This window comes from Zoogloea dura (genome assembly GCF_012927165.1).
Lineage (GTDB): Bacteria > Pseudomonadota > Gammaproteobacteria > Burkholderiales > Rhodocyclaceae > Zoogloea > Zoogloea dura.
In genome coordinates, this window is the sequence record NZ_JABBGA010000024.1 from 12571 (window position 1) to 25469 (window position 12899).

Below are 12899 nucleotides of genomic sequence, written 5' to 3' on the forward strand. Positions count from 1 at the left end.
CATCGGGCTACTGCGCGGGCCGATCTCGCAATTGCGGTGCTCGCCGTACTCAAGTACGGCTGTGCTCCTCATCGCGACCTCGGCCCGCTCGCTACGCCCGCTGTCCCCTTTACAGCTTCTTGGTGCATTTGCGGGACCGAAAACAACAGGCGTGAAAGGAGACACCGTGGGCCCCCTGCATGGAGTGAAAGTCATCGAATTCGCCGCCCTCGGCCCCTGCCCGATGGCGGCCATGATCCTGGCCGACCTGGGGGCGGAGGTGGTGCGCATCGAACGCAAGCCGGCCCCTGGCGCCAAACCGGCGTCGGACCTTTTCGATCCGAAGATCGACATCCTCAACCGCAGCCGTCGGGTGGTCACCCTGGACCTGAAGAAACCCGAAGGCCTGGCTGCCGCCCGCGCGCTGGTCGCAAAGGCCGACATCCTGGTCGAAGGCTATCGCCCCGGCGTGATGGAGCGGCTTGGCGTGGGGCCTGACGAAAGCCTCGCCGCCAATCCGAAGCTGGTCTACGGCCGCATGACCGGCTGGGGGCAGAGCGGCCCGCTGGCTCACAGCGCCGGGCACGACATCAACTACCTGTCCCTGTCCGGTGCCCTGCATGCCATCGGCGAGCCAGGTGGCAAGCCGGTGGTGCCCCTGAACCTGGTAGCCGACTGCGGCGGCGGGGCCATGCTGCTGGTGGTGGGCGTACTGGCCGCCCTCACCGAGGCGCGGACGTCCGGCCAGGGCCAGGTGGTGGACGCCGCCATGACCGATGGATCGGCCCTGCTGATGACCATGATGTACACCCTCAAGGCGATGGGCCAGTGGTCTTCCGAACGGGGCAGCAACCTGCTCGACGGCGGCGCCCCCTTCTATGACACCTACCGCTGCGCCGACGGCAAGTACATTTCCATCGGCCCTATCGAACCCCAGTTCTACGCCCTGTTCCTCGAGAAGACCGGCATCACCGACCCGGACTTCAAGCTGCAGTGGGATCGCACCCGCTGGCCGGAGCTGAAGACCCGCCTGGCCACGCACCTGGAGACCCGCACGCGGGCCGAGTGGTGCGAGCTGCTCGAAGGCAGCGACGCCTGCGTGGCGCCCGTTTTGAGTATGGACGAAGCGCCCGAACACCCGCACAATCGGGCGCGCGGCACTTTCATCGAACTTGACGGCGTCATTCAGCCAGCCCCGGCGCCCCGTTTCAGTCGCAGCGTGCCCGCACACCCCCACCCGCCCGTCGTCGGCAGTACCGGCGAAGACGTGCTCACCGACTGGGGATTCACCCCGGAAGCGATCGCCGACCTGCGCCAGGCGGGCGCAATCTAATAACAATTGCAACAGGAGAACGAATTGGACTACCAGAACATCATCGTCGAAACCCGCGGCAAGGTCGGCCTCATCACCCTCAACCGTCCGAAAGCCCTCAACGCCCTCAACGACGCGCTGGTGGACGAGCTGGGCCTGGCCCTCAACGGCTTTGAAGCCGACGAGAACATCGGCTGCATCGTCATCACCGGCTCCGAGAAGGCCTTCGCCGCCGGCGCCGACATCACCATGATGGCCAACTTCAGCTACATGGACGCCTACAAGGGCGACTACATCACCCGCAACTGGGAACGCATCAAGACCTGTCGCAAGCCGGTTATCGCCGCAGTGGCGGGCTTCGCCCTGGGTGGCGGCTGCGAACTGGCGATGAGCTGCGACATGATCTACGCCGCCGACAGCGCCAAATTCGGCCAGCCGGAAGTGAAGCTGGGCATCCTGCCGGGCGCCGGCGGCACCCAGCGCCTGCCCCGCGCCGTGGGCAAGGCCAAGGCCATGGACCTGTGCCTCACGGCCCGCATGATGGACGCCACCGAAGCCGAGAAGTCCGGCCTGGTGGCCCGCGTGATCCCGGCCGAGCAACTGCTGGAAGAGACCCTGAAGGCCGCCGACACCATCGCCGGCTTCTCCCTGCCGGTGGTCATGATGATCAAGGAATCGGTGAACCGCGCCTACGAGAGCAGCCTCAACGAAGGCCTGCTGTTCGAGCGCCGTACCTTCCACTCGGCCTTCGCCCTCGAAGACCAGAAGGAAGGCATGGCCGCCTTCGTCGAAAAGCGCAAGGCGGAGTTCAAAAACCGCTAAGCATCAGCCGCTACGCATCAATGAAGAAAGGGGCCTCGGCCCCTTTCTTCATGTGCGACTCGCCGGGGCCGCCCCGACTCAGGCCCCCATCGCCCGCAAGGCCGGCATCAGGGGGTCGATCTCGGTGGCGGGCAGCTTGGCCCCTTCCGGCGCCAGGCTGGCATAGATCGCCAGCGCCTCCGGACTGGGGCGCCCCACCAGGCCGCCCAACTCGGCGAAGCGCAGCCCCTGGCGCACCAGCCAGGCGATGCAGGTGTGGCGCAACACTTCCGCGTCGATGCTGCCGGCGCTGCTCAACCCGGCGTCAAAGGCGGCGCAGGCCAGCATCGACTGGATATCCGCAGGCTGCAGGCGGGCTCCGGCGGCGTCCTGCAGCAGGGGCGCGTCACTGCCACCGATCGCCGAAGGACGGCAGCCCGCCATCCAGGCCGGGGTTTCCAGCCGTCGCTGCGCCGCGCCGCCCACCCGCAGCCAGCCATCCGCACCACTAAAATCGCCCTGGCTGAGCGCCACCGCCTCCTCGGCGGTCAGCCCCATCAGCAGCAGGCCAAGCACGAAGCGGCCTTCGCCTGACGACGCGGCCAGCAGGTCCACCACCTCTTCCTGGGACAGCTCCCGGGGTGGCCTGGCGTGGGCGGCGAGCAGGCCGGGCGCTGCGCCGGCCAGCACCGGCGCATCCTGCCCCGGCGCCGCCAGGCCGGCCATGCCGGGTGCCGCCGCAGGCCCGCCCCAGGGCTGGGGCATGATCACGGTGGTGCTGGCCTGGGCCGCGGCCTGGGGCGGGCGGTTGAACAGTTCGACGAACCAGATCGCCAGCAGACCAAGGCTGAAGGCCACGCCGAGCACGATCAACCCGTCCAGCATGTAGTCCGGACGGAAAGGCTTGAGCGGTACGCCGGCCGCCTCCACCAGGCTGAGGGCCGGCAGGCGGCTCTTCTCGCTGGCCTCCAGGCGAGCCAGGCGCTCCTGGGCCTCGCGGCTGGCGCGCTCAATCTGCGCGAGGTCGTCCTCCAACGTCTTGGCCTGGGTGAAGCGCTGCGAGAAGTCCTGCACGGCACCCCGCTGGCTGCGGATCTCGGCCTGCAGACGGTCGACGGTGGCGCGGGCGCCGGCGTAATCGTCCTGGGCGGCCTGCAGGGTGTTCTCACGGCTGGTGACGCGCTGGGCCTCGATCTGCCGCTCCATCTCGGCAAAGCGGGTCTGCAGCTGCTTGGCACGCGGATCCATGCGCATGAACTCCGGCGTGTAAGTCCGCTCCATCTGCCGGATCTCCTCGGCCAGCTGGGACGCCCGGGCCTCCATGTTGGCCAGGGTCGGATCCTCTGCGCCGGTAGCCCCCTTGCCGCCGGCCTTCAGGGCCTTGAGGCGGGCCTCCGCCACCGCGGCCTTCTCGGTCGCGGCATTGAGGGACGCGGTGAGCCCCTTGACGCGGGCCACCGCCTCGTTCTCGTCACGCTCCGGCGAGAGGCCACCGGAAGCATTGCGGAAGGCCTCGACACGCTGACGGCGCGCCTGCACGGTGGCCGCCAGACGTTCGGCCTCCTGGCGGGCCTGGGCCAGGCTTTCACCGGCCACCGCCCCGTAGGAGGCCTTCATGTCTTCCCGGTAGATGTCCACCAGCTTGTTGAGCGCCGCCGCCAGTTGCTCCGGCTGCGTGCCGGTGGCCTGCAGCTCGACGACCTCGGTGCCCTCCACCGCCTCCGCACTGATCATCTCGCGCAGGCGCGCCGCCGCATCGGCGCCGGGCAAGGGCATGCCGGCAGTGCCCAGGGCAGCGGCCACCTTCTCGAGCAACGGGCGGCTGGTCAGCACCTGCACCTGGGTCAGCAGCTCCGAGGCTGTCCGCGGCCGCTCCGCCTGGACCTGGACCGCGGGCGTCGCCGGACGGAGCTCGGTGCTCCCCGGGGAGATCTGCACGCGGGTCGTCGCCCGGTACTCGGCCGGCCTCAGGAAGTTCCACAGCAGCCCCGGCAGCAGCACCAGCAGGAAGACCGTGGCGAAGACCCGGATCCGCCGCTGGTTGATGCGCCTGGCCTGCGACACCCCGTCCTGGTCGGGGGTGATGTCGAGCTCGAGGGAACGGCGCAGGGAGGAAAGGATGGGCATGGTCGGGTTGTCCGCAGTTGCGGTCATGTCCGGGGGCATCCGGCATGCCGGGCCGATCGCCCGGCCCGCCCCGGTCAGGACCTGAGCGTCCGGCCGGCGGGGGCGCCAACCGGACAGGGCCTCACTTCACGTCGAGAACGCTGTCATCCCAGGCGGGGTGCTTGGCGTAGCCGAGCAGGTTGGCCGTGGTGGCGGCGATGGACGACAGACCTGCCACCGAATCAGCCTTGAGCCCCAGCCGGCCCCCCGAGACCTTGTCGAAGAGGATCAGCGGCACCGGGTTGAGGGTGTGGGCCGTCTTGGCCTTGAAGGAGCCGTCCTTGTTGGTGGCCGGTTGTTTGGTCTTCTTGTCCAGTTCGAACATCTCGTCCGCGTTGCCGTGGTCGGCGGTGATCAGCGCCACCCCGCCGGCGGCCTCGATGGCCGGCAGCAGGCGGGCCAGGGCCAGGTCCACCGCTTCCACGGCCATGGTCGCGGCGCGGAAGTTGCCGGTGTGGCCGACCATGTCGCCGTTGGCGAAATTGCAGCGCAACAGCTTGTACTGGCCCGACTTCAGGGCGGCGATCATGGCATCGGCGATCTCGGCGGCCTTCATCCAGGGACGCTGTTCGAAGGGCACCACGTCGCTCGGCACCTCCTGCCAGGTCTCGCCCTCGAACTTGCCGGAGCGGTTGCCGTTCCAGAAATAGGTGACATGGCCGAACTTCTGGGTCTCGGAGCAGGCGAACTGGGCCAGCCCCTGGCGGCTGAACCACTCGCCGGAGGTGTCCTTGATGGCCGGCGGGGCCACCAGGAAGCGCTTGGGCAACTGCAGGTCGCCGTCGTACTGGAGCATGCCGGCGTAGGTAACCTGCGGGTGGCGGACCCTGTCGAACTTGTCGAAGTCGGCCTCGACGAAGGCCCGGGTGATCTCGATGGCCCGGTCGCCGCGGAAGTTGAAGAACACCACCGCGTCGCCATCCTCGATGGTGCCGATGGGCTTGCCACCTTCGGCAATGACGAACTCCGGCAAATCCTGGTCGATGGTGCCCGGGTTGCGCTCGCGCAGCCCATTGACCGCCTCGGTGGCGTTGCCGAACTGCGGGCCTTCGCCCAGCACATGGGTGCGCCAACCCTTTTCCACCATCGGCCAGTTGGCGTCATAACGGTCCATGGTGATGTACTGGCGGCCTCCCCCGGAGGCGATGCGGGCATCGAAGCCGCCGCTGCTGACCTCGGCCAGGAAGGCCTCGAAGGGCACCACGTACTCCAGCGCGCTGGTCTCCGGCACATCACGGCCGTCGAGCAGGGCATGGATGCGCACGGTGGGCACGCCTTCAGCCCTGGCCTGCACGACCATCGCCTTGAGGTGGTCGATATGGCTGTGCACGTTGCCGTCGGAGAACAGCCCGATGAAGTGGACGACCCCACGACCCGCCTTGGCGCCAGCCACGATCTCGCGCCACGCCTGGCCCTGCCAGATGGCCCCGTCGGCGATGGCGTTGGCCACCAGGGCGGCCCCCTGGGCATACACCTGGCCGGCGCCAATGGCGTTGTGCCCCACTTCGGAATTGCCCATGTCCTCGTCGGACGGCATGCCCACCGCGGTGCCATGGGCGCGCAGGGTGATGCTGGGGCATTCGGCGAAGAGTCGGTCGAGGGTCGGCTTGCGCGCCGCGGCAATGGCGCTGCCCACGTCGGTCTTGGGCACCCCGTAGCCGTCCATCACGATGACGACGACAGGGCCCGGAACGCCGGCGAAGGCGGAGAATTTCTGCAGCATGGTCACTTCCTGAAGAATGAATTCGGGGCCGGCGCGGCAGGCAACAACCGGCTGAGCCCGTATTTTCCTTCAAATCGGGGGGTTCATCACGGGATTGAGGAGCAGGAGGAGCACCTCCGACCCTCAGGACGGCCGAAAACAGGCAGCAATCCGCCCATATCGGGCAATGCGAAACGCATAAACGGCATTTTGTCACTGAACATTGAAAGCACCGCCCGCTAGGCTAATGACATAGCCCGCCACGCCAGGAGTTGTGATGACGATGGCCGATGACGCCGCTTCGCCGCGCGTCCCCCCAGGCCCAGCCTACCAGTTGCTGTTCGAATCAGCCCCCGGCCTGTACCTGGTCCTGAACCCCGCGCTGACCATCGTCGCGGTGAACGATGCCTATGCCCGGGCCACCCGGACGTCCCGCGCCGGGATCGTCGGCAAGCCTCTTTTCGAGGTCTTCCCGGACAACCCCGACGACCCCGGCAACGAAGGCGTGCGCAACCTTCGCGCCTCCCTGAACCGTGTACTGCAGACCGGCCAGCCGGACGCGATGCCGGTCCAGAAGTACGACATCCGGCTCCCCGCCGAAGAAGGCGGCGGTTTTGAAAGCCGCTACTGGAGCCCGCTCAACACCCCCGTCCTGGCCCCGGACGGGCAGCTTTGCTACATCATCCACCGGGTGGAGGACGTCACCGACTTCGTCCGCCTCAAGCAACAGGGCATCGAGGAAGGCCGGCTCACCGAAGCCCTGCGCGAGAAGGCCCTGCGCATGGAGACGGAGGTCTTTGCGCGGGCCCAGCAGGTGGCCGACGCCAGCGCCCAGCTCAAGCGGGCCAACGAAGAGCTCGACAGCCTGTACCGCAAGGCCCGGGAGCTGGACGAGCTCAAGACCCGCTTCTTCGGCAATGTCAGCCATGAGCTGCGCACACCGCTGACCCTCATCCTGGGCCCCCTCGACCGGCTGCTCGCCTCACCACGGATCGATGCGGACGAGCGACGGGCCCTGCAGGTCATGCAGCGCAACGCCCGCCTGCTGCACCGGCAGGTGGACAACCTGCTCGACCTCGCCCGCCTCGACGCCGGCCGCCTGATCCTGCGCTACACGGAATTCGATCTGGCCTGGCGCCTGCGGGTGCTCGCGTCGAATTTCGACACGGTCGCCCACGACCGCCGGATCACCTACCTCGTGGCCGCACCGGACCGGCTGGAGATCCAGGCCGATGCCGAGAAATGCGAGCGTGTCCTGCTCAACCTGGTGGCCAATGCCTTCAAGTTCGTGCCCGACGGCGGCACCATCGGCATCCGCCTGGCCCTGGACGGCAGCGACCTGCAGATCGAGGTGGAGGACAGCGGGCCGGGCATCCCGGAGCACCTGCGCGAAGCCGTGTTCGAGCGCTTCCGCCAGGTGGAGGACGCCAGCGGACGGACCACCAGCGGCACCGGTCTGGGCCTGGCCATCGTCCGCGAATTCGTCCGCCTGCACCATGGCCAGGTCTCGGTCGGCGCCTCCCCCCTGGGCGGGGCCCGCTTCAACATCAGGCTGCCCACCCAGGCGCCGCCGGGCGGCATCCTGCACCCGGCCGACAACCGCACCGGCCTGCCCCTGCCCGCCGAGGCCAGCGTGACCGACAACGCCCCGGTCGACCCCGCTCCGCTTGCCGGGCCCGGTGAGCATGCCCCGCTGATCCTCGTCGTCGAAGACAACCCGGACATGAGTGCCTTCATCGCCAACGCCCTGGCCCCGGCCTACCGGGTGGCCACCGCCTTCGACGGCCAGACCGGCCTGCGGCGGGCGCTCGAACTGCGGCCGGCGCTGCTGCTCTCCGATGTGATGATGCCGCTCCTCAGCGGCGACCGGATGGTGGAGGCCCTGCGCCAGTACCACGACCTGGACGACATGCCGATCGTGATGCTGACCGCAAAGGCCGACGACGCCCTGCGCACCGCCCTGCTCCAGCACCGGGTGCAGGACTACATCCAGAAGCCCTTCTCCATCGACGATCTGCTGGCCCGCATCGCCGGGCTGCTGCAGGAGCGCTCGCGCACCCGGCGGCGCCTGCGCAGCCTCGAAGAGCGTTTTCGGGCCACCTTCGAGCAGGCCGCCGTCGGCCTCGCCCACGTAGCCCCGGACGGCCACTGGCTGCGGGTCAACCAGAAACTTTGCGAGATTGTCGGCTATGGCCATGATGAACTGCTGAGCCTCACCTTCCAGGACATCACCCACCCCGACGACCTGGACTCCGACGTCGGGCAGGTCCGCCGCCTGCTCGCAGGGGAGATCGACAGCTACGCCCTCGACAAGCGCTATCTCGGCAAGACGGGCAAGGAGATCTGGATCCATCTCACCGTGGCCCTGATCCGCGACGACGACGGCACGCCCGACTACTTCATCTCGGTGGTGGAGGACATCCGCCAGCGCAAGGAGGCCGAGCACGCCCTGCGCGACAGCGAGGAGCGCTTCCGGCTGATTGCCGCGACCATCCCGGAGGTCATCTGGCTGGTCGATGTCAGCGCGGCGCGGGTGGCCTACGTGAGCCCCGCCTATGAAACGCTGTGGCAGAGCCCGCTGGAGTCGCTCTACACCAACCCCCAGGCCTACCTGGAGGCTCTGGCCCCGGCCGACCGCCGCCGCGTGGATGGAGAGAAGCGCGGCGCCATCCGGGCCGGGCGGGATTTCGAACTCGAGTACCGCATCCTGCGCCAGGACGGGAGCACCCGCTGGGTCCGCGAGCAAGGGCACCCGGTGCCCGCCCGCGACGGGCTTCCCACCCACTACGTCGGCCTGCTCACCGACATCAGCCAGATGCGCAGCAGCGAGGAGCAGGTGGCCCGCCTGGCCCACTACGACCCGCTCACCGAGTTGCCCAACCGGTTGCTGCTCCAGTCCCGCCTCGAACATGCCCTGGACCGGGCCCGGCGGGCCGGCCAGCGGGTGGCCCTGCTGTTCATCAACCTGGACCACTTCCAGACCATCAACGACAGCCTCGGCCACCAGGCCGGCGACCTGCTGCTGGTGGAGGTGGCCCGCCGGCTGAGGCAACGGGCGCGCCAGGAAGACAGCCTGGGACGCCTCGGCGGCGACGAGTTCCTGTTCATCCTGGAGTCGGTACGCCACCCGGAGACCGCCATCGAAGCGGCCCAGGCCGTCCTCGGGTCGATCGCCGCCCCTGCCAGCCTGCCCGACGGCACCGAGCTCTACCTGAGCGCCAGCATCGGCATCAGCCTTTACCCGGACGACGGCCATTCCGCCCACGAGCTCCTGCGCGACGCCGACGCGGCCCTCCACCAGGCCAAGGCCCAGGGGCGCAACCGCTTCTGCTTCTACACGGCGAGCATGAACGCCGATGCCCTGGCCCGCCTGGAGATGGGGGCGGCCCTGCGCAAGGCCCTCGAACGCCAGGAGTTCATCCTGTACTACCAGCCCAAGGTGGACCTGGCCAGCGGACGGATCTGCGGCGCCGAGGCCCTGATCCGCTGGCAGCGCCGCGATGGCAGGCTGGAATCCCCGGCCCGCTTCATTCCCCTCGCCGAATCCAGCGGCCTGATCGTGCACATCGGCGCCTGGGTGATCGAGGAGGCCTCCCGCCAGATCGCCGCGTGGCGTGGCGCCGGCCTGCCCGACAGCCGGATCGCCCTGAATGTCTCGGCGCGCCAGTTCCAGGCCGCCCACCTGCAGGGCACCATCGCCGAGGCCCTGACCCGCCACCAGGTTCCGCCCCACTGCATCGAACTTGAGTTGACCGAGAGCCTGCTGATGGAAGAACCCGAGCGGACCATCGGGATCCTGCGCGAGCTCAAGCAGCTGGCCATCAAGCTGTCCCTCGACGACTTCGGCACCGGCTACTCCAGCTTCGGCTACCTCAGCCGCTTTCCCATCGACACCATAAAGATCGACCAGTCCTTCGTGCGGACCCTCGCCACCGAGCGCCAGTCGGCGCTGATCGCCGTCACCATCATCGACCTGGCCCACCGGCTGGGTCTGCGGGTCGTCGCCGAGGGGGTCGAGACCGAAGCGCAGCTGGCCTACCTGCGGCAACAGGGCTGCGACGAGATCCAGGGCTATTACTTCTCCAGGCCGGTGCCGGCGGAGGTCTTCGGTGAGATGCTGCGTACGGGACGCGGGCTGCCGCCAGGCGGCGCCACGACGACCGGCTAGGACGGCGCCGGGGCAGCCTTGCGCCGCAGGGGCCGGAACTGGCGGGTATCGGTGTAGTAGTCCGCCGCCTCGCTCTCCGGCGTGACGCCGGGAATGCCCAGCAGCGGCAGCGGAGACAGGTGCTCCCGCCCCAGCGGGCACTGCGCGTCGGCCAGGCGCCCGGCCAGCCAGGCATCCGCCTCGGCCTGGCACTGCGCAGCCGGCTGCTCGAACCACCCTGGCGGTACCACCCGGTACAAGGCCTTGGCGCACAGGCCGATGAAGGGCGCGCGCAGCTGATCCCAGCTGGCGTGGCCGAAGACCAGGAAGCGGGTCGTCGCCACCAGCCGGGCGCGGCGCGTCCAGAACACCTCCAGCCACTCGTGGGCCGCCAGCAGGGCGGGAATCTGCGGGTCGCAGCTGACCACCAGCACCCCGCATTCGTCGAACTGGGTCAGCACATCGCGCTGCGGGCCACGCCCGCCCAGGCCGGCCGCTTCGCGCTGGCGCAGGACCTCCAGGTGACGGGCATTGCAGGCGGCCTTGGCCTGCGGCCAGACGCACCAGGCCAGCGCGTTGAAGAAGTCGTGCCAGTCATCGGCGCGGGTGGGCACCTCGCCGGTGGCATGGATGTGCGCCTCATAGGCCGGCGCGACGGCAGGCGGCAGGACGAAGCGGAGCGGCAGCCCCGCCCCGCAGACGGCATCGGGCGCCACCTCGCGCAGCGTGGCGGTGAGCCGCGCGGCATCAGGCAGACCGTCGGGGAAGCGGGCCAGCAGACCGGCTATGGGCTCGAAGAGGGGGTGCGCCGCCCAATGAGCCCCCCCAGGGCCGGGCTGCGCCCCGCCCGCCCCCCGAGGGGGGCACGGAAACCTGGGGCGGCCCTGCGTTTCCTCTGGCGCTGGCGGCGCTGCAGGCGCAGGCATTACGCCGCGGGCAGGATCAGGCTTCGAAGACGTGCTTGACGCGCAGGGTCTCACCGCGCTCGACCAGGCCAATCAGGCGGTCGATGTTGGGGTGCTTGCCCGGATTGAGGCGGGCGTCCTCGCTATGCTCGGCGTAGATCTCGATGCCCTGGGCTGCTGCCTCCGGGGTGATCGCCCCGTGGATCTGGGCCAGGTGGTTGTACACCGCCAGCGAGCCGGCCTGGCCGGGTTTGTTCTCGATGGTGGCCAGCACCTCGCCAGCGGTGTTGCTGAGCTGGATGGCAGCCAGGTGGGATACGCCCGGCAGGGTCTTGAGCTTGTCGGCGAATGCCATGGGTAATGCTCCGGAATCAGGTGACGAGTGAGGCGTGCGGGGCTTCTGCGGGGGCTGCAGGGGCGGCTGAAGCCGCCCCTGCAGGCACAGGTACAGGTACAGGCCCCTTGTGCCTTAGATGCGCTTGGCGAGTTCGGCGGCCTTGCCGATGTAGCTGGCGGGGGTCATCTCGAGCAGGCGGGCCTTCTCGGCCTCGGGGATGGCCAGGGTGGCGATGAACTGCTGCAGGGCCTCCTTGGTGATGCCCTTGCCGCGGGTCAGCTCCTTGAGCTGCTCGTAGGGGTTGGGCACGGCGTAGCGGCGCATCACGGTCTGGATGGGCTCGGCCAGCACTTCCCAGCAGGCGTCCAGGTCGGCCGCCAGGCGGGCCGGCTCGGCTTCCAGCTTGCCCAGGCCGCGCAGGCAGGAGTCGTAGGCCAGCACGGCATAGCCGAAGGCCACGCCCATGTTGCGCAGCACGGTGGAGTCGGTGAGGTCGCGCTGCATGCGCGACACCGGCAGCTTGTCGGCCAGGTGGCGCAGCACGCCGTTGGCCAGGCCCAGGTTGCCTTCGGCGTTCTCGAAGTCGATCGGGTTGACCTTGTGCGGCATGGTGGACGAGCCGATCTCGCCGGCCTTCAGCTTCTGCTTGAAGTAGCCCAGGGAGATGTACATCCAGATGTCGCGGCATAGATCCAGGACGATGGTGTTGGCCCGGGCGGTGGCGTCGTAGAGCTCGGCCATCGCGTCATGGGGCTCGATCTGGATGGTGTAGGGATTGAAGGCCAGGCCGAGGGATTCGATGAAGCGGCCGTTGAAGCCTTCCCAGTCGAAGTCGGGGTAGGCCGACAGGTGGGCGTTGTAGTTGCCCACCGCACCGTTGAACTTGGCGGTCAGCTCGACGCCGGCGATGGACTTGCGGACCCGGCGCAGGCGATACACCACGTTGGCCATCTCCTTGCCCAGGGTGGTCGGGCTGGCAGGCTGACCGTGGGTGCGGGAGAGCATCGGCAGGTCGGCCAGGTTGTGGGCCAGCTCGACCAGGCGGGCGATGATCTTGTCGAGGGACGGCAGCAGCACGGTGTCGCGGCCGTCGCGCAGCATCAGCGCGTGGGACACGTTGTTGATGTCCTCGGAGGTACACCCGAAGTGGATGAACTCGGTGACGCGGGTAACCTCGGCGTTGTGGCCCAGGCGCTCCTTGAGCCAGTACTCCATGGCCTTCACGTCGTGGTTGGTGGTGGCCTCGATGGCCTTCACGGCCTCGCCGTCGGCCACCGAGAAGTCGGCGATCACGGCATCCAGCTCGGCCACGGTGGCGGCCGAGAAGGGAGCGATTTCGGCCAGTTCGGGCGCGGCGGCGAGGGCCTTCAGCCATTCGATTTCCACCTTGACCCGGTTGCGGATCAGGCCGAACTCGGAAAAATGCTCGCGCAGGGCGGAAACCTTGGACTCGTAACGGCCGTCGAGGGGCGACAGGGCGGTGATGGGCTGGAGATTCATGCGTAAAGGCCTTGAGGCAGAAAAGCAAAGTTCTCCATTTTACCGTCTTG

At 68.7% G+C, this 12899-nt stretch carries 8 protein-coding genes; 3 read left to right on the forward strand and 5 right to left on the reverse strand.

Translation table 11 applies throughout. The annotated features are described in order from the left end of the window. Positions 1 to 166 precede the first annotated feature (166 nt). A complete protein-coding gene (locus HHL15_RS21020; protein ID WP_169147777.1) occupies positions 167 to 1312 on the forward strand; it encodes a CaiB/BaiF CoA transferase family protein in 1146 nt (381 codons plus the stop codon). 24 nt (positions 1313 to 1336) lie between these two features. Further along, a complete protein-coding gene (locus HHL15_RS21025; protein ID WP_169147778.1) occupies positions 1337 to 2113 on the forward strand; it encodes an enoyl-CoA hydratase in 777 nt (258 codons plus the stop codon). 78 nt (positions 2114 to 2191) lie between these two features. Here the strand turns inward: HHL15_RS21025 and HHL15_RS21030 are convergent, their stop codons facing one another. Then, positions 2192 to 4246, reverse strand: a complete 2055-nt coding sequence (locus HHL15_RS21030; RefSeq protein ID WP_169147779.1) for a hypothetical protein — start codon at positions 4244 to 4246, stop codon at positions 2192 to 2194. 94 nt (positions 4247 to 4340) lie between these two features. Then, positions 4341 to 5981 (reverse strand): 2,3-bisphosphoglycerate-independent phosphoglycerate mutase, encoded by a 1641-nt coding sequence (gene gpmI, locus HHL15_RS21035; RefSeq protein WP_169147780.1) that lies wholly within the window; start codon positions 5979 to 5981, stop codon positions 4341 to 4343. 256 nt (positions 5982 to 6237) lie between these two features. Here gpmI and HHL15_RS21040 point away from each other — a divergent pair, with 256 nt between their 5' ends. After that, the gene (locus tag HHL15_RS21040; protein ID WP_169147781.1) at positions 6238 to 10128 is read left to right on the forward strand and encodes an EAL domain-containing protein; all 3891 of its coding nucleotides are present in this window, start codon (positions 6238 to 6240) and stop codon (positions 10126 to 10128) included. Here the strand turns inward: HHL15_RS21040 and HHL15_RS21045 are convergent. The 3 genes from HHL15_RS21045 to purB all read right to left on the reverse strand — a co-directional run bounded on the left by HHL15_RS21045 (position 10125) and on the right by purB (position 12849). After that, positions 10125 to 10823 (reverse strand): DUF3025 domain-containing protein, encoded by a 699-nt coding sequence (locus tag HHL15_RS21045; RefSeq protein WP_328825071.1) that lies wholly within the window; start codon positions 10821 to 10823, stop codon positions 10125 to 10127. The genes HHL15_RS21040 and HHL15_RS21045 overlap by 4 nt on opposite strands. 226 nt (positions 10824 to 11049) lie before the next feature. After that, on the reverse strand, positions 11050 to 11367 hold the full coding sequence (locus tag HHL15_RS21050; protein ID WP_169147783.1) for a DUF2322 family protein: 318 nt from the start codon (positions 11365 to 11367) through the stop codon (positions 11050 to 11052). Positions 11368 to 11481: 114 nt separating this feature from the next. After that, the gene (gene purB, locus HHL15_RS21055; RefSeq protein ID WP_169147784.1) at positions 11482 to 12849 is read right to left on the reverse strand and encodes an adenylosuccinate lyase; all 1368 of its coding nucleotides are present in this window, start codon (positions 12847 to 12849) and stop codon (positions 11482 to 11484) included. Positions 12850 to 12899 lie beyond the last annotated feature (50 nt).